General features: G+C 50.6%; 13 protein-coding genes. 1 reads left to right on the forward strand and 12 read right to left on the reverse strand.

Going from position 1 to position 18,178, the window contains the following annotated elements; translation table 11 throughout:
* Window positions 1-75: 75 nt before the first annotated feature.
* From J0X21_RS11220 to J0X21_RS11230, 3 genes are all read right to left on the reverse strand, one after another.
* Entirely contained in the window at window positions 76-711 is a 636-nt protein-coding gene (locus tag J0X21_RS11220) for a GNAT family N-acetyltransferase (RefSeq protein ID WP_328812786.1), read from the reverse strand.
* A gap of 46 nt (window positions 712-757) precedes the next feature.
* The gene (locus J0X21_RS11225; protein ID WP_206812299.1) at window positions 758-2,002 is read right to left on the reverse strand and encodes an adenosylhomocysteinase; all 1,245 of its coding nucleotides are present in this window, start codon (window positions 2,000-2,002) and stop codon (window positions 758-760) included.
* Between the two features lie 137 nt (window positions 2,003-2,139).
* Window positions 2,140-2,973 (reverse strand): Mrp/NBP35 family ATP-binding protein, encoded by an 834-nt coding sequence (locus J0X21_RS11230; protein ID WP_206812300.1) that lies wholly within the window; start codon window positions 2,971-2,973, stop codon window positions 2,140-2,142.
* Between the two features lie 414 nt (window positions 2,974-3,387).
* On the opposite strand from J0X21_RS11230, the gene J0X21_RS15745 reads away from it, so the two are divergent.
* Window positions 3,388-5,442, forward strand: coding sequence for a fused MFS/spermidine synthase (locus tag J0X21_RS15745; RefSeq protein ID WP_236006220.1), 2,055 nt, complete (start codon window positions 3,388-3,390; stop codon window positions 5,440-5,442).
* A gap of 22 nt (window positions 5,443-5,464) precedes the next feature.
* On the opposite strand, the gene pepF is transcribed toward J0X21_RS15745, so the two are convergent.
* The 9 genes from pepF to acs (J0X21_RS11280) all read right to left on the reverse strand — a co-directional run bounded on the left by pepF (window position 5,465) and on the right by acs (J0X21_RS11280) (window position 17,602).
* Window positions 5,465-7,273: an oligoendopeptidase F gene (gene pepF, locus J0X21_RS11240; RefSeq protein WP_209011401.1), complete on the reverse strand. Its 1,809-nt coding sequence runs from the start codon at window positions 7,271-7,273 to the stop codon at window positions 5,465-5,467.
* Between the two features lie 128 nt (window positions 7,274-7,401).
* Window positions 7,402-7,911, reverse strand: coding sequence for a CYTH domain-containing protein (locus J0X21_RS11245; protein ID WP_206812302.1), 510 nt, complete (start codon window positions 7,909-7,911; stop codon window positions 7,402-7,404).
* A gap of 16 nt (window positions 7,912-7,927) precedes the next feature.
* Complete coding sequence (locus J0X21_RS11250; RefSeq protein WP_206812303.1) at window positions 7,928-8,776, reverse strand: hypothetical protein; 849 nt, start codon at window positions 8,774-8,776, stop codon at window positions 7,928-7,930.
* Window positions 8,777-8,908: 132 nt separating this feature from the next.
* Complete coding sequence (locus tag J0X21_RS11255; protein ID WP_206812304.1) at window positions 8,909-10,435, reverse strand: solute symporter family protein; 1,527 nt, start codon at window positions 10,433-10,435, stop codon at window positions 8,909-8,911.
* Window positions 10,432-10,740: a DUF485 domain-containing protein gene (locus J0X21_RS11260; protein ID WP_206812305.1), complete on the reverse strand. Its 309-nt coding sequence runs from the start codon at window positions 10,738-10,740 to the stop codon at window positions 10,432-10,434. The genes J0X21_RS11255 and J0X21_RS11260 overlap by 4 nt, the downstream gene beginning before the upstream one ends.
* A gap of 107 nt (window positions 10,741-10,847) precedes the next feature.
* On the reverse strand, window positions 10,848-12,785 hold the full coding sequence (gene acs / locus J0X21_RS11265) for an acetate--CoA ligase (protein WP_206812306.1): 1,938 nt from the start codon (window positions 12,783-12,785) through the stop codon (window positions 10,848-10,850).
* A 221-nt stretch (window positions 12,786-13,006) separates the two neighbouring features.
* Complete coding sequence (gene acsA, locus J0X21_RS11270) at window positions 13,007-14,737, reverse strand: acetate--CoA ligase (RefSeq protein WP_328812789.1); 1,731 nt, start codon at window positions 14,735-14,737, stop codon at window positions 13,007-13,009.
* A 36-nt stretch (window positions 14,738-14,773) separates the two neighbouring features.
* Window positions 14,774-15,559, reverse strand: a complete 786-nt coding sequence (locus J0X21_RS16090) for an IclR family transcriptional regulator (RefSeq protein ID WP_206812307.1) — start codon at window positions 15,557-15,559, stop codon at window positions 14,774-14,776.
* A 114-nt stretch (window positions 15,560-15,673) separates the two neighbouring features.
* Window positions 15,674-17,602 carry an acetate--CoA ligase gene (acs, locus tag J0X21_RS11280; RefSeq protein WP_206812308.1) on the reverse strand — a complete coding sequence of 643 codons (1,929 nt, stop codon included), beginning with the start codon at window positions 17,600-17,602 and terminating at the stop codon, window positions 15,674-15,676.
* Window positions 17,603-18,178 lie beyond the last annotated feature (576 nt).

Consider the following 18,178-nt stretch of genomic DNA (forward strand, 5'->3'; position numbering starts at 1 on the left):
CCGCATGATTTCATCCCTTCCGAACAATGTTTACTAACTATTCTGTCCGGAAAACGGGATTCCTAGCCTTGACCATTACCCCCGGTTCGAATCCGGTTTATGAAAAAGAATTTTTTCAAAAGCAAGGATCGCTTCTTTTGGAATTAAATTGCCGTAACGAACCATGAGCATGTTGGCCGGATGAGAGGATATCTCTTCTTCATCCGTGTCTTTAACCACCATACCGGCATGGGCCATGAGCTTGCGCATCACTTCCCGGTATTCCCAGACTTGGAGGCCGGATTGTTCCAGATCCCAATGCCAGTAGTATTCCGTCGCCACGACCAAAAACTTTTCCATCACCGGGTCCATAAAGGCAACTTCAAGTAAACGGCGGGCAACCCCATAGCGCCTGACCGCCGGAGCAATCTCTATGGCTCCAAGCTCTATCGTTTGCTCAGGCCCTTGAGCCCAGCGTTCAAAATCATCCGGGGGATGAAATGTCACATAGCCAAAGAGAGTATGCTCACGATAAGCACCTACGATCCGTCCATTGTCCAGTGCACTGATGCCGATGAGCGCTTCTTTTTGGCGAAACGGCGGGCGAAAAGCCCTTAAACCCGGGTCAAGTTCCAGGGTTTTTAAGAAATCGGAAGGCAGAGGGCCTTGGACGATAATTTCTCCATCCGGCAGATTGACAGTTTGCGTATAGATTGCCCGCCCCTCGTTCACAACGTGCCTCCCTTAATGCATACTTTCACAGAGCTTTACCGAAGTATTACTCCCAGGCCGCCAGATAGGCCTGCTGCTCTGCGGTTAGGCTGTCAATGCTCAAATTCAAGGATTTAAGCCTTAAGGTCGCAACTTGTTCATCTATTTCTTTGGGTACACCGTAGACCCGGTTTTCCAATGTTCCTTGATGTGTAACCAAAAAGTGGAGAGCCAAGGCCTGGAGGGCAAACGTCATATCCATGACCTCCGCCGGATGTCCATCCCCAGCGGCTAAGTTGACCAGCCTGCCTTCGGCCAGAAGATAAATTTCTTTGCCGCCGGGAAGGGTGTATTCTACAATGTTCGGTCTTACTAAACGATGGGACTGTGCAAGCTGCTCCAATTCGACCCGGCTGACTTCAACATCAAAATGCCCGGCATTACAAAGAATGGCTCCCGCTTTCATCACCCGGAAATGCTCGGCGCGGATGACGTCCTTATTCCCGGTCACGGTAATGAAAACATCCCCCTGCTTCGCAGCCTCCAGCATGGGCATCACTTCAAACCCGTCCATCCAAGCTTCATTCGCCCGGATTGGATTAACTTCCGTCACAATTACCCTGGCGCCAAGTCCTTTAGCCCTTAAGGCCACCCCTTTGCCGCACCAGCCATATCCGGCCACAACCACCGTTTTTCCGGCCACAACCAGGTTCGTGGTGCGCATAATTCCATCCCAGACAGACTGTCCGGTGCCATAACGATTATCGAAAAGATATTTGCTTTCCGCATCATTCACGGCTACCATGGGGAAGCCCAGCTCTTGGCTTTTATCCATAGCCTTCAGGCGGAGGATGCCGGTAGTGGTCTCTTCCGCGCCGCCTTTGACCTTGCCCAACAGTTCCCTTCTTTCCTTGTGAATGGTGGAAACGAGATCCCCGCCATCATCGATGATATAATCCGGTCCAAAATCCAAGGCCAGATTCAGATGACGGCGGTATTCGTCAAGGGTTGCCCCATACCAAGCATGAGCACGTATTCCTCCTTTGACCAGGGCAGCAACCACATCATCCTGGGTCGAGAGAGGATTGCTCGCTACTACTGCAACTTGGGCTCCTCCAGCCTGAATAACCTTGGCCAAATAAGCGGTTTTGGCTTCCTGGTGCAAACAAATCACAATTTTTTTCCCGGCAAAGGGCTGTTCCCGTTCGAAGTCTTGGCGTAAGTGATTCAGAACCGGCATGTGGGCTGCCGCCCAATCAATTTTCAGCTGCCCCTGAGGCGCTAAATTCAAATCACGGATTGTTGATTCCATATGCTCCCGACTCGGTCGGGCCACCTCCTTTGAAGCTAAGTCTATACTTACCATATACTATTTCTTCCCAACACGTGAGAAATCCTTCTTAGCTAGAGCTAAAAAGACCCCGTCTAAGGGTCTTTTGCAAATACTTGTTACTTGGCGATTTCGTCCGCCAACCGGGCGGCGATTGCGCGAAATCCTTCGGATTGGTACTCTTCGATGCGACCGGCATCTGATAAAGAAGCCAGGGAAGGATCCAGCGGCAGCTGCCCCAGGAAAGAGATTTCACTTTTTTGGGCTTCCAGTTCCCCTTGCGGCTTACCGAAAATTTCGAGCCGGGTATGACAGTCCGGGCATTCGACATAAGCCATGTTTTCAATCAGCCCATAAATGCGGGCATCGTATTTCTTCGCCATATTTATGGCCTTGCGCACAATCATGCCCGCCAGCTGCTGGGGACTGCTCACAACCACGATCCCGCTTATGGGCAAAGACTGAAATACCGTAATCGGAACATCCCCGGTTCCGGGCGGCATATCAATAAGCAAATAATCAAGCTCTCCCCATACGACATCCGTCCAGAATTGCTGCACAAGCTGGGTGATAATAGCCCCGCGCCAGATTACCGGGTCATCCTCGTTTTCGAGCATTAGATTGAGGGACATAATCTTAATTCCACCTTTGCTCTTCGGCGGGGTCACCCCAATCGAATTAACCATAGCCTTTTCCGTAACCCCGAAGATTTTCGGGATACTGGGACCCGTGATATCCGCGTCCAGAACCCCGACTTTATACCCCTGGTTGTGCAGGCTGGTGGCCAGCATGCCGGTGACAGAAGATTTTCCGACACCGCCTTTACCGCTCATCACTGCTATGAGGTTTTTAACCTGACTGGCTTTCTGAGCCTCCGTTAGCTTGGGCTCTGTTGAACAACTCTCGGTCGTACAGCTTCCTGCCGAAGCGCATGTGCTGCAGGCATCACTCATAAGAGCGCCTCCCTTCCCGTTCTCCAAATTTATATTTGATTATAACGTGCATTTACCCCCCAGGGGTTACCACAACCATCTTACGCCTTGCCTTTTCTTTTTGTCAAGGTTTACCTGCTCAGATTATCCTTAATCTTTTCTTCATCATTTCTTCCCTTATCTATAGCATCTTCAGTCATTTCTTCTCTTACATGGTATTTGCCTTTTACCCAAATATTATTAGCAAAGAACATTCCAACCTGAAAAAGAAAATCGTAAGAAAAAGGAAGATGTCACGGATATGCGGCATATATTTGTCTAAATAAGCAGGAAATCTGTCATAACGCATCAAATTTATGTAAAGAAGTATCAACTTATGAGGTCTGTTTCCCGATTTATACTTTCTAGTCGGCTGCTTGAAGAGGAGGATTAGATTTGGCGTCAAAATTTCTGTATGTGTACGTATTCTTAACCGGAGCAACCGTAATGAGCATTGAAATGTCCGCATCCCGTCTGATTGCACCCTATTTTGGAACATCTCTCATCGTCTGGTCCAATATTATCGGGATAATCCTGCTGGCAATGTCGCTTGGGTACGTGTTCGGCGGGCGGATTGCCGACCGTTACCCGCGCCCCGGGGTTCTGTTCGGGATTTCGCTGGGGGCAGGTTTAATCTTAAGCGTCATTCCTCTGGCCGCTCAAGGCGTCTTCCAGTTCTTAACCGCCGGAATCCTGGCCACACCGGTGCGCATATCCCTCTTGGTTTTTGTCGGGACTTTGTTTGTCTTTGCTCCCCCTGTCTTTATGCTGGCAATGGTCAGCCCCTTCGCCTTGCGCCTCTCCGTCCAGTCCACCGGCCAGGCCGGGGAAACAGCCGGACGTTTGAACGCTTTCTCTACTCTGGGCAGCTTGCTCGGAACCTTTATTCCGTCTTTGATTCTGATTCCAAGTATCGGCACCCGGGCTACCATCTTTTGGTCTTCCTTTATTCTGATCGGCATCTCTGCCGTCGGACTCAAACGCTGGTGGGCAGCCGCCTTGGCCTTAATTCCCCTGGCGTTGCTCGTGCTGGCACCTACAGCTGTTAAGGCAAGCGGTAAGGTGCTATGGGAAAAAGAAACTCCCTATCAATACGCCCAGGTGGTTGAGCAGAAAGACGGGAGCATTGCCTTAGTCTATAACGAGGGCGGGGGCTACCAGTCCGTTTACCGGCCTGATCACGTCCTCCCGCCCCAGGATTACTATAATTATTATCTGCTGCTGCCTTTTCTGCGCCCGGCGGAGGAGCCGGATGTCTGGATTCTCGGTTCGGCCGGCGGCACCATGCTCGGCCTATTTGACCGCTGGGTCCATCCGCCTTTTCCCGGGCTCAGGCTGACCGGGGTGGAAATCGACCCGGACATCATCCCCCTGGGCACTAAGTTTTTCGGGCTAAAAGGAAACGAGGGAGAAGTCATAAACTCCGATGCCCGCATTTTTCTGACTTCCAAGAAGGAGAAGGCAGACCTTATCATCGTGGATGCTTATTCTCAGCAAATTTACATTCCTTTTCACCTGGCAACGCAGGAATTTTACCGGGAGGTTAAAGCCCACTTAGAACCCGAGGGCATACTCGCCCTGAATGTCAACGCGATTTCCCCCACATCAGAACTGCTGCAGTCCTTTGAGCAGACTTTAAACTCAGTCTTTGCCTATACCTATGTGCTTCCTGTCCCCGGTTCCTATAACTATGTGCTCCTGGCCAGTGAGAGCCCGCTCTCGATACCGGAAATCCCCGCAGACCTGCCCATGGCCCTTCAGCCTTCTGCCCTCCATTACACCCGGGAACTGAGCGCAGTCCAGCCAAGCGGCGGCATGATTTTTACGGATGATAAAGCTCCGGTGGAATTTTTAACCGACCAGATGATCTGGCAAACGCTCTTCGGCAACGCACAGCCTGGGGAAAAGCCGGCGCTTTCGGAAAAAGCGAGCGCTCCCACTGACGCGCCTGTGGTCAAGCCGGAAGCCTTGGCTCTTTATGACGAAGGGCACCGGCTTTATGATCAACAGCAATTCACTCAGGCTATTCTTAAGTTCGACCAGGCCCTGAAAATTGACCCCGCCTGCTTCCAAGCCTTGACCTTAAAAGGTGCAAGCCTCGCTTTTCAGGGAAAGTATGACCAAGGGCTTGATTTGATTCAGCAAGCCCTGTCGTTAAATCGTTCTTATGTTTACGGGTATTTTAACCTTGGCTTGGCTAATGAGCTTGCCGGGCGGTGGCAGGATTCGATTGCGGCCTACACCCACGCCCTTGAACTGGATAACCGGGATACCTGGAGCTATTACGGGATCGCCAGTATCTATGGCCGCCAAGGCAAGGCGGAGCAAGTGATAGAATACCTGAAACCGGCCATTGCCCTCAACCCGGGGGTCAAAGACGTTGCCCGCACGGAACACGACTTTGCACCCGTACGCTCTGATTCCCGTTTTCAGGAACTGGTTAAGCCTTAGTCGCAGCCGGTAGTTCCCAAGGTTATTTAAGTAAGAGCTGCTCCAGCCGCTCCACCAGCCCGCTGAACACTTCGAGGGCTTCCCGCACCGGCTGGGGCGTTTCCATGTCTACGCCGGCTTTGCGCAGGAGTTCGATCGGATAATCCGAACCGCCGCTTGAGAGAAACTCAAGATACCTCTTGGCAGCCGGCTCTCCCTCATTAAGGATGGCCCGGGCCAGGGCTGTAGCGGCTGAGAATCCGGTGGCGTATTTATAAACATAGAAAGCGTTATAAAAGTGAGGAATCCGAGCCCATTCCAGGGCAATTTCCGGGTCACTGACCATATTCGGCCCATAGTATTTTGTATTTAACTCACGGTACATCTCGGACAAGGAATCAGCGGTCAAGGCTCCGCCTTCTTCGACCACGGCATGCACTTTTTTCTCAAACTCGGCAAACATGGTCTGGCGGAAGACCGTGCCCCGGAACTGCTCTAAATAGTGATTCACCAAGTAGGCCGTCAGTTTTTTATCCCCGCTGGTCTTGAGCAAATGGTCCATCACTAAAGCTTCATTCAGGGTGGAAGCCACTTCGGCCACAAAGATTTTATACCCGGCATAAAGGTGAGGCTGGTTCTTATTCGAAAAGTATGTATGCAGGGAATGCCCCATTTCGTGGGCCAGGGTAAACATGGAATCTAAGGTATCCTGATGATTGAGCAGGACATAAGGATGGGAACGGTAGGTGCCCCAGGAATAAGCCCCGCTTGTTTTCCCCTCATTCTCATACACATCAATCCAGCTTGACTTGAGCCCCTGCTCTAACACATGCAAGTATTCCTGACCTAAAGGCTTCAGTCCTGCCAGAACCATTTCTTTTGCCTTCGGATAAGTAATGGCCATCTCGACTTCCGGCACGATCGGCACATAGACATCGTACATGTGCAGCTCATCCAAGGCCAAAGCTTTTTTGCGCAAATCCACATACCGGTACATCACCGGCAGGAATTCCTGAACCGTCTCAATCAAGGCGTCATAAACCCTGACCGGCACCCGGTCGTCATCCAGAGAGGCTTCCAGAGCCGAGGGATAGCGGCGGGCTTTGGCATAGAAGACATCGGCCTTGACACTGGCGTTCAGGGTGGCGGCCCAGGTATTTCTCTGCTTGTCATACGTGTGATAAAGCGTTTCAAAAGCGTCCTTGCGCACGCGCCGTTCCGGGCTCTCCATAAATTGAATGAAGTTGCCTTTGGTTAATTCCACTTCCTGCCCTTGTTCATCCCGAATCGCCGGGAATTTAAGGTCGGCGTTATTGGCCATTCCGAAAATCGTGCCCGGAGCCTCGGCAATCTCCCCGGCTTCGGCTAAGAGCTTTTCCTCAGCCTGGCTCAACACATGCTCCCGCTTGCGCCAGATATTGTCGAGCGCATGGGCATAGATTTTTAATTCCGGAGCCTGGGTGAGTTCCTGCCAGCGTTTTTCCGGCAAAGCCAACAGCTCCGGCACCACAAAAGAGGTGGCACTGCCGGCCCTTACGGATAAAGCGCCGGCCTTGTCCGTCATTTCCTGATACCGGGCCTGGCGGTTATCTTCATCCCGGCGCATGCGGGCGTAGGTATAGACTTCTTCGATGCTGAGCCCGAGCTTATCCATCCATTCAAAACACTCAGCCAAGACAGCCGGGGATTCCCCTAAGCGCCCCTGAAAATTGCGGGCTTCCTCCATCAGCTTTTCCGCTTGTTTGAACTCCTGCTCCCAAGCTTGGTCTGTCGCAAATATGTCTTCCAGCTTCCACTTATATTGGTCCGCTATCTCTGTCCTTGCTTTTAGTTTCTGTTGTTCCACGTGCATCCCTCCAAGCATTCTCACAATACCTCTTATCCCCATAGAGGATAAGTCAACTAGACTTCAGCCAACAAGTGCGATCATCCTTCACGGATGATCGAGGCTAACACCCCGTCTGAAGTAAGTTTCCTTTATTATACACGGGGATAGAGATTATTACCAATTTCCCCTTGTCCCCAGTGCGAGAAGGGGGTTTTCCCCAGATTGGTATTGAAATATCGCGGATCATGCGTAATCTCGCGCTCTTGGTCCACCCAGTCCGGGAACACCACGGGAAAATCCAGGGACGGAAGCTCCACATCCACCGTGATTAAGCCCTGATTCTCCCCTTGGTAAACATCGACTTCCCAGGTCAACCCGGCAAAGGGCAGCCGGTAGCGTACCTTTTCCACTACCGGGTAAATAGCCAAGTTCAGCAACGCTGACCCTTCTTCGGGCAAGGCCATATCTTTCTCTGTTTCAAGCTCGAAACGGCTTCCGTCCGGCTGTACTTTTTTGAGTGTAATCACAATTTTATTTTCCAATAAGCGAAAACGGATTTGAGGTTCTTCACATAGATATCCCTGGACAATCCTTTGTCCAAGCTCAAGGTGAGGGAGTAAATTCCCCCTCACCAGAAATTTGCGTTCGATTTCTATTGCCAAGCTATCCAACTCCTTGTCATCCATTTTTCATAAACAAAGCAGAACTCACAGTAGCTGCAGTCCGCTCGTCCAAGTCCCATTGCCAGAGCTTTTCCTCAGGCATTGTTAGCAACAACCCTTTAAGATTGTGTCTTTCTGCGAGATGCTGCCAGATCCTCGATACATCCGTGCCGTAGAGCGGTATTCCCTGCCAGGTTATGTCAGTATTGAGTATTAACATGCCCCCGCGCCGGAGAACCCCCGCCAGCCATTTGAGATGATTGAAAGTAAGCAGCTCAAGAACCCTGGCCAGTTGCGGGAAAGGCGGAGATTGTACACCATCCCTAAGCAGCCGCTGCCCGGCTGCAAAAGAAATTTGAGCCCGATCCCACACGGTTTGGGATACCGCCCACTGAATTTGAGAAAGCAGGCATTGGCTGACCACCAAGTCAAATTTCTCCGGAAAAGGGTTGCCATTAGTATGAAATTGTAGATTCAGTTCTAACTCCCTAAGCAAACCCTCCAGAGATTGAGCAGAGGTCCCGGCAGCCGTGCGCAAGCGGTTTATTTCCTCTACTCCTCCCCCGGCATCTCCCACCCAGGTGCGCACCTTATGCGCAAGCCCATAGCCTTCAACCGTGTTATTCAAAGTTTCTCCGTCTATGTCGGAGAGCCATACTTCTGAAGCCAGCGCAGACAGTTGCGGTAGGTTCAGATCATTGCCATTTCCCACACCGAAAACAATCAGCTTTTGAGGTTGCCGCCCCAACGCGTTTATTCCCTCTTGAATGCTTTTCATAGTCTGAGCGCGATGCCCGGCGTAGTGCTCCCTGGCATCGCTGGTGGAACGATTGGCCAGCACTTGAATCCGGCGATAATCAAACACACTCCAAGCCCCCCGCTGCTAATAGGTTAGAACTATTATGCAGCATTCCTTTCTCTGTGACAAGTTAACGAAAAGAAGCCCCACTGAAAGGCCAGTGGGGTATGAGGCAAGTTAGTGCACAATTAATAATATTTATTCTGCGCCCAGTCCGGTATTTGCCCTGATATAAAGTTCTTCATACTTGATGTTGCTTTCACTCCTTTGCGGCACGAGCACAGTACCTAAGAACGCAGCGATAAATCCGATTGGAATGCTTACAATCCCGGGGTTAGACAAGGGAAAGATAGCCGCTTTGCCCATGACGCTCGGACCAATCATCATTAAGCCGACAGAAGCTATTAACCCGACCAAAATTCCCGCCACGGCCCCGGTTGTATTAAACCTCTTCCAGAAAAGAGCCAGAATGATAACCGGGATATTGGCGCTGGAAGCGACTGCAAAAGCCAAAGCCACCAGATACGCAACATTTTGCCCCTTGGCCAAGATGCCGAGTATGATCGCAATTATTCCTACAATCACACCCGTTCGCTTCGCAACTCTTACCTGGGTCATCTCATCCGCTTTCCCGCCCCGCAACACATTGACGTAGAAGTCATGGGCGAAAGCGCTGGAAGCAGCCAGAGTCAAACCTGCCACCACAGCCAGAATCGTCGCAAAAGCTGCCGCGCTCACGAATGCCAACAAAAATTCTCCGCCGAAAGTATTGGGGCCTCCCCCGAGCATCTGAGCCAAGAGCGGCGCTGCCATATTCCCGCCTTTATCAATGGACTTGATGGTGGCGCTGCCAACAAAATAGGCCGCCCCAAAACCGAGGAAGGTTGTCATAATATAAAAGGTTCCGATTAAGCCCATGGCCCACAGCACGGAAGTTCGAGCGGCTTTCGCCGTTGGGACTGTATAAAAGCGCATCAGAATGTGAGGCATCCCTGCCGTGCCAAGCACCAGAGCCATTCCTAACGAGACCAGCTCAATCGGATTTTTGTACAAAAGCCCGGGTTCGAGGAACTTTTGCCCATACTTAGCCGACAACCCATTGAAAAAGGTGACTAAGTTAAAATTAAACTTCGCCAAAACCCAAAGGCTTAGCACAGTGGCCGCGAACATTAACAACCCGGCTTTAATGATTTGAACCCAGGTTGTGCCCAGCATTCCACCGAGAGTGACATAAAGGATCATCATAATCCCGATAAAAATTACTGAAGCTTCATACGGAATTCCTAGGAGCATCTTGATTAAAGTACCTGCACCCACCATTTGCGCCAGCATATAAAACGTACTGATGACCAGAGTGCTGAGAGCAGCGGCGGTCCTGACCGGCTTCGGGCGCAGGCGATAGGCCAGGACGTCCGCCATTGTGTATTTGCCACTGTTGCGCATGGGCTCGGCCACCAGGATCAAAACGACGATATAGGCCACCAACCAGCCAACAGAGTACATGAATCCATCATAGCCGTTAAGGGCGATTAAACCGGCGATTCCTAAAAAAGAAGCGGCACTCATATAATCCCCGGCGATGGCAAAACCGTTTTGCACGCCGCTGATACTGCGCCCTGCGGCATAATACTCCGCTGTGGTTTTGGTATGATGAGACGCCCAATAGGTAATTCCCAGAGTGATTCCGACAAATACCACAAACATCCCGATTGCCAGCCAGTTCATACCTCAACCCCCTCTGCATTTTCTCTGCGGATCTTCTCGGCTATTGGGTCAAAATGGCGATTCGCCACCCGCGCATAGATCCCTGCAATTATCCAGGCCACAAAGAATTGAGAGAGCGCGAACCAGTACGCAATATTGATGGCACCCGTGACTTTCTTATTCATGACTCCGGGCAAATAACCGACGCTTAAAGGCAGAGCGAAATAATATACAAAGGAAAATATTAAGGCGATGATCGTAAATTTGGTCTTAATCGAAATAAGATGCTTAAACTCCTGACTTTCGGCAATGTGCTCCCATTCCATAAGCCTACCTCCCCGTACGTTACTGATAGACACCCCTGCTCTGCTATTCCATACCCTTGAGATTGCTCTTCTTTCTTTATTTTTATTTGTTTATTTACCCCTCTGCTCTACTCTTGATACTGCTCCTTCAAGGTCTGAACCACGGAAGCATCGGCTAAGGTCGTGGTGTCACCCAAAGCCCGGCCTTCCGCAATGTCCCGCAGCAGCCTGCGCATGATCTTGCCGCTTCTGGTCTTCGGCAGTTCGGCTGTAAAGAAAATATCATCAGGCCGCGCCAGAGCACCGATCTTCTTCGCCACATGGGCTTTCAGCTCATCCACTAAGCCGTTTCTTGTCTCCACTCCTTCCTTGAGCGTGACAAAGGCTGCCACCGCCTGACCCTTGACCTCATGATTCTTACCGATGCAGGCTGCTTCCGCTACTGCGGGGTGGTCAACCAGAGCGCTCTCTACTTCAGCTGTTCCGATGCGGTGCCCGGAGACATTGATGACATCATCTACCCGCCCCAGCACCCAGAAATACCCGTCCTGATCCCATTTGGCCCCGTCTCCGGTAAAGTAGATACCCGGCCAGTTGCCCCAATACGTCTGAACATAGCGGTCATTGTCCCCGTAAACTGTTCTCAGCATCGCCGGCCAAGGCTCTCTTACTACCAAATAGCCGCCGCTTCCTTTAGGCACGGGCTGTCCGTCATGATCCACTACTTCCACTTTGACACCCGGGAACGGAACGGTGCACGAACCCGGTTTAAGATCCGTAAGCCCGGGTAAGGGAGCCATCATAATCATCCCTGTTTCTGTCTGCCACCAAGTGTCCACAATCGGGCAGCGCTCCCGTCCAATGTATGTGTGATACCATATCCAGGCTTCCGGGTTGATCGGTTCCCCTACCGTTCCCAAGACTCTTAAGCTGGAAAGATCCCTGCTCTCAGGATAGGACGGACCCCACTTCATGAAGGTCCGGATGGCGGTGGGCGCGGTGTAAAGGATTGTTACCCGGTATTTCTCGACGATCTCCCAGAAGCGGTCTTTAGCCGGATAATCCGGAGTTCCTTCATACATTACCACTGTGGCCCCATTAGCCAGAGGACCGTATACGATATAGCTGTGCCCGGTAATCCAGCCGACGTCTGCCGTACACCAATACACATCCTCTTCTTTCAAGTCAAAAATCCACTCATGGGTTGTGCTTACTCCTACCATATAACCTCCGGTAGTGTGCACTACCCCTTTCGGTTTCCCGGTAGTCCCGCTGGTATAGAGGATAAAGAGCATGTCTTCCGCATCCATCTCTTCCGGCGGACATTCAACTGCAGCCTTTTGCATTTGCTCATGATACCAGAGGTCACGTCCCTCTTGCATGTGCACTTCACTTCCGGTTCTCTGGACCACTATTACATGTTCTACTGAACCTGCCCCTGCAAGAGCAGTATCTGCATTCTCTTTCAGCGGGACAACGCTCCCGCGCCGGAAACTTCCGTCTGAGGTGATGAGTACTTTGGCCTGAGCATCGTTAATACGGTCTCTTAAAGCTTCCGCACTAAAGCCGCCGAAGACTACGCTGTGTGGTGCCCCGATGCGGGCGCAGGCCAGCATGGCAATCGCTGCTTCCGGGATCATAGGCAGGTAAATTGTAACCCGGTCCCCTTTCTCCACTCCCAAGGATTTAAGGACATTGGCAAATTTATTTACTTCCCGGTAAAGGTTCTGGTAAGTTAAGACCCTGCTGTCTCCGTGTTCTCCTTCGAAAATGATGGCTGCCTTGTTGCGGCGCCAACCTGCCAGATGGCGGTCAATGCAGTTATAAGAGGCATTGAGCTTCCCACCGACATACCACTGGGCAAACGGCGGCTCCCACTCTAAGACTTTCTCCCAGGGCCGAAACCAGCTCAAGCGCTCAGCTGCTTTGCCCCAGAACCCGAGCCTGTCACTCTCCGCTTCCTCGTACACCTTCCCTTCCTGCACGGCGGCTTGAGCCTGAAACTCCGCGCCCGGCTTAAAGACCCTGTTTTCTTCCAGCAGCCCTTCTAATCGTTCTTCCCCCATTATCTAACCCCCTCCAAAGTTGTTTTGGTTTCATAATATGAAACTCTGTTTTGATATTATCCATTATAACAATATATGCCTGAATGTTGAGACTTTTCAGATGAATTGCTGGTTTTTTGAGGTGAACTGCATTTTTTCACAAGCGTACGGATAGGACATAAAAAGCCCGTATCTGTACCCTTAACGGAAAGATACGGGCTTAAAACCTTAAGCACTATTTTCTATTCCTCTTCGCCGGGATCAGCCAATGGCAAGCCTAATTCCAACGCTTTTAGCGCTCGCCGCATAATCTTGCCACTGCGGGTCCGTGGCAAATCACCCCGCGCTTCTATCTCCCACGGAACCAAGTGCGGTCCCAGCCGTTCTTGAATGAATTCTTGCAGCTCTGCTTCCAGGTTTTTTGACCAAGAGAAGCCAGGATGCAAGACGACAAAGGCCTTAATTATCTCCCCCCACAGCGGGTCAGGCTTGCCAATCACTCCGGCCTCCATAACCGCAGGATGTTCGGCAAGCTTGTTCTCCACTTCAAAGGGACCGATGCGTTCACTCCCTTTCTTAATCACATCGTCAACTCTCCCTTGGAACCAAAAATACCCTTCAGCATCGCGATAGGCTAAATCTCCGGTTACATACCATGTCCCCCAGCGAAAGTACTCCCGGTATTTTTCTTCATCTTTCCAAATCCCGCGCATCATGCCCGGCCATCCGGCTTTCAGCGCCAGTTGCCCCACTTCCAAAGGCTGGAGTTCCCGCCCTTGCTCATCAATCACTGTTGCTTCGATCCCTGGAATTGTTCGCCCCATAGAGCCTGGTTTAAGCGGAAGACAGTGAAAATTGCAGATAATCTGCCCCCCCGTCTCCGTCATCCACCACGTATCATGCACTGTAAGACCAAAAGCCTGAGCACTCCAGCGAATCACCATTGGATTCAACGGCTCTCCTACCGTGAGAATGTGGCGTAAAGATTTGAGAGAATAACGCTTTGCCGGATTGTCCGGACCAAAATTCATCAAATGCCTGAGGGCGGTAGGGGTTGTATACCAAATATTAACTCGCAGCTTGCTTAAGACCTCATACCATTTATCCGCATTAAACTCCCCTGCATGAATGACACTGGTTACCCCATTCAAGAGCGGTGCCCAAATCCCGTAAGAAATCCCAGGCACCCACCCCGGATCCGAAGTGCACCAGAAAATATCCTGAGGCTGTAGGTCCAGCACTAATTTCCCAGTCTGATAAAAATGCAGAATTCCACTGTGAACATGGATTACACCTTTTGGTTTACCGGTTGAGCCTGAGGTATAAAGAAGCATCATCGGGTCTTCCGGATCATACTCCCGGGCTACATAGGCAGAAGATGCTGCCGCCATACCTTCGGCATAATCTATAGTTTCTGTGAAAGAAATCTCTGCCTGCGAACCAGCGCCCGCTTCAAATCCTCGGTCCACCAGGATTACATGGCACAAGGAAGGCAGCTTCTCTCTCCTGATGCGTTGATTAAGGATTCCCGAAGTGATCACGACTGATGCCTCACTGTCTTCCAGGACTTCTGTCAAGGCATCGGACATGAGAGCTGTTGACAATGGAACTGCGACTGCTCCAGCTTTAACCGCTCCCAAAAAAGCAACGTAAAACTCCGGTACCGGGGGGAGAAAAACAGCCACCCGTTCCCCAGGCTGAACTTTTAGTCCTTGGAGTACATTAGCAAATTTATTGGTTAAATTTTTTAATTCCTCATAAGAAACCGTTATTTCAGTTTTCCCATTGTAAAATCTAAAAGCCGCTTTTTGCTTACGATGGCCTACCGCCTTATGATCGACCGCTTCGACAGCAATGTTATACTTCTGACCCAGATGCAATTCTTCTGCAACCTCAGACCAGCGGAAATCACGGCAGATTTGCTCGTACTCGGCAAGGTAAGCCTTTTCCCCGCAACCGTCAGACCCTTTCACCCTAATCCTCCTCCCTTATATGAAATCATTCCGGGCTCAGCGGTAACGTGTGCCTTTATCTGTTCTGTAACCTAGACGGACTGAAACGGAACTACAGGCTTCCTTAAGCACAGTTACCAACCTGGCAATCCGTTCAAGGCTTAGGCGGGAAGTAGGCCCTGTGATGCTTATGGCCGCGATCACTTTTCCAGTATGATCAAAGACTGGAGCAGCTACCGCTCTTAACCCCTCTGCTGATTCTTCCGCATTAACTGCATATCCTTGAGTTCGCACTTTATCCAAATGTGCCAGCAATTCACTGATTTCAGTAAATGTATGCTGGGTATACCGGCGCATCGGGCGTTTACTCAGGATGCCCATGCTTTCCTGCTGTGGCAAATAGGCCAGAATCACCTTGCCTTCCGCCGTACAGTGGGCGTCTGCTCTTAAACCGAGGTTAACCGTAATAGTTTCAGGTGAATGGTCTCTCTCGACCACAACCACTTGGCCGTGGTCGAGAACTGCCAATTGCACAGTTTCCCTCGATATTTCCACTAACTCTTTCATATAAGGGAGCGCTTCCGTACGAAAATCAAGATTAGTAAGCATTTCTAAGCCCAGAGATAATATTTTCATTCCCAAACGGTAACGTTCTGTATCTTTGTCCTGTTCAACATATCCATATACCCCCAGGCTATTTAGGAGCCGGTGCACAGTACTTTTGTGTAAACCTACGCTATGCCCCAGTTCCGTCACTCCGATACCCCGGGGATGGTGGCCCAGTGTTTCTAATATTAACAATGCCCGTTCGATTGACTGCACGGCTTGGTCGGAAGGAGCCACCACTTAGACCCCCTTATGCCAGAATTCTGTACGAAAAAATGAGGGAATTATCATAACATTGCTATTAATGCCGAAACCATAAAAACCCTCAAGCATTGGCGGGTGAATAGACTTCTATTTATCTCTTAAAGCCTGAACTACAGAAGCGTCAGCTAGAGTCGTGGTGTCTCCCAAAGCCCTGCCTTCGGCAATATCCCGCAGGAGCCGGCGCATAATCTTGCCGCTTCTGGTCTTCGGCAGCTCAGGCGTGAAGAATATGTCATCCGGCCGTGCCAAGGCTCCGATTTTCTTGGCGACGTGGGCTTTTAGTTCATCCATTAAACCGTTGCCCACGTCAACCCCTTCTTTGAGCGTGACAAAGGCAGCAACGGCCTGGCCCTTCACTTCATGGCTTTTACCGATACAAGCGGCTTCGGCCACAGACGGGTGATCAACCAGAGCACTCTCGACTTCAGCCGTGCCAATGCGGTGCCCGGAGACATTAATCACATCATCCACCCGGCCCAAGACCCAGAAATACCCGTCTTCATCCCATCTCGCCCCGTCTCCGGTAAAGTAAATGCCGGGCCAGTTGCTCCAATAGGTGTTCACATAGCGGTTCTGATCTCCGTAAACCGTGCGCAGCATGGCCGGCCACGGTTCCCGCACGACCAAATAGCCATCGCTTCCCTTGGCCACGGGCCGCCCGTCATGATCCACCACTTCCACTTTAACCCCGGGAAAAGGCACGGTGCAGGAACCCGGTTTGAGCGCGGTCAGTGCGGGGAGGGGGGTCATCATAATCATACCGGTCTCCGTCTGCCACCACGTGTCCACTATGGGGCAGCGCTCCTGCCCGATGTGTTTGTAATACCACATCCAAGCTTCCGGATTGATCGGTTCTCCGACAGACCCTAAAAGCCTTAAACTCGAAAGATCATGGCTCTCGGGATAGGACGGACCCCATTTCATGAAGGTGCGGATAGCGGTAGGAGCCGTGTATAGAATTGTCACCCGGTATTTCTCAATAATCTCCCAGAAACGGTCTTTCGCCGGGTAATCCGGAGTCCCTTCATACATGAGCACCGTGGCTCCATTCGCCAGGGGGCCGTAAACAATATAACTGTGACCTGTGATCCAGCCCACATCCGCTGTACACCAGTAAACATCCTCTTCTTTTAGGTCAAAAATCCACTCATGGGTAGTGCTCACTCCGACCATATAGCCCCCCGTGGTGTGCACGACGCCTTTGGGTTTCCCAGTAGTTCCGCTGGTATAAAGGATAAAGAGCATATCTTCTGCATCCATTTCTTCCGCCTGGCATTCAAGGGCTGCCTTTTGCATTTGCTCATGGTACCAGAGGTCACGGCCCTCTTTCATGTTCACTTCAGTTCCGGTGCGCTGAACCACAACGACATGCTCTACTGAATCCGAGCCTGCCAAGGCACTGTCCGCATTCTCTTTAAGCGGAACCACACTGCCGCGGCGAAAACTTCCGTCAGAGGTGATGAGCACTTTAGCTTTGGCATCGATCAGACGGTCCCTCAAGGCTTCGGCGCTGAATCCGCCAAAGACCACACTGTGAGGCGCGCCAATGCGGGCACAGGCCAACATCGCGATGGCTGCCTCCGGAATCATGGGCAAATAAATGGTAACCCGGTCCCCTTTGTTAACTCCCAGGGATTTGAGGACATTGGCAAATTGATTGACTTCCCGGTAAAGGTCCTGATAGGTTAAAACCCTGCTGTCACCATATTCCCCTTCAAATATGATCGCTGCCTTATTGCGGCGCCAGCTTGTTAAATGACGGTCAAGACAATTATAGGAAGCATTGAGTTTGCCGCCCACATACCACTGAGCAAAAGGAGGGTCCCACTCCAGCACCTTGTCCCAGGGTTTGAACCAATCCAAACGTTCAGCCGCTTGGCCCCAGAACCCTATCCGGTCTCGAGCTGCCTCTTCATATACTTTTTCTTCCCGTACCAGGGCCCGGGCCTTAAACTCCGCTCCCGGCTTAAAGACCTTGCTTTCTTCTACTATTCCTTCTCTTTTGTCCTCTCTCATAGCCTACCCCCCCTGCTTGTTTACATTCTCTCTAAATCAAGTTAACACAACAAATAACATTTGGAATCTAACTGAATTTTACACCGTTGTTATCAGACTGTTAACAAGATTGCATTCAATAGACAATTTGTCTCATTAAACCGTCGATAAGGATGCTTAAACGGTAAACTGAAACGGTAAAAGTAAAAGCTGCGGTCAGATTCCTCCGACCGCAGCTTAAATATCTGCAACGTGTTTTCTAAGATTTTACCTAATTATTAGCTAATAAAGTGAAACAGGCAGCGTACGTTCCACTGCCTGTTTCAGCCACCTCGTCCACCTATCTCCCAGGAAGGTTCCCCTACCTTCCAAAAATATTTTACTAGATTTTTTTTCCGTTTGCAAGAGTGTACGCAGGAGCTTTTAAGTTTTTCAGTTTAAGCGGTTGACACACCGTAATTCATGTCATATAATACATTCTCATCTTTGACAGTTAAAAACTATAAAAAGCTTGAAAGCCCTGTATTTGCAAGGTGTTCAAGCTTTTTTTGTATTTTAAAAAAGTGAGTAATTTTTTATTTCTTAGTCGTGCTTAGA

The organism is Paradesulfitobacterium ferrireducens (assembly GCF_017310645.1).
Classification (GTDB): domain Bacteria; phylum Bacillota; class Desulfitobacteriia; order Desulfitobacteriales; family Desulfitobacteriaceae; genus Paradesulfitobacterium; species Paradesulfitobacterium ferrireducens.

Excerpts from the sequence above, each read along its gene's own strand:
- J0X21_RS11225 (WP_206812299.1), bottom strand. The coding sequence starts at position 2,002 with ATGGAATCAACAATCCGTGATTTGAATTTAGCGCCTCAGGGGCAGCTG.
- J0X21_RS11230 (WP_206812300.1), bottom strand. The coding sequence starts at position 2,973 with ATGAGTGATGCCTGCAGCACATGCGCTTCGGCAGGAAGCTGTACGACC.
- pepF (WP_209011401.1), bottom strand. The coding sequence starts at position 7,273 with ATGCACGTGGAACAACAGAAACTAAAAGCAAGGACAGAGATAGCGGAC.
- J0X21_RS11255 (WP_206812304.1), bottom strand. The coding sequence starts at position 10,435 with ATGAACTGGCTGGCAATCGGGATGTTTGTGGTATTTGTCGGAATCACT.
- J0X21_RS11260 (WP_206812305.1), bottom strand. The coding sequence starts at position 10,740 with ATGGAATGGGAGCACATTGCCGAAAGTCAGGAGTTTAAGCATCTTATT.
- acs (WP_206812306.1), bottom strand. The coding sequence starts at position 12,785 with ATGGGGGAAGAACGATTAGAAGGGCTGCTGGAAGAAAACAGGGTCTTT.
- acs (WP_206812308.1), bottom strand. The coding sequence starts at position 17,602 with ATGAGAGAGGACAAAAGAGAAGGAATAGTAGAAGAAAGCAAGGTCTTT.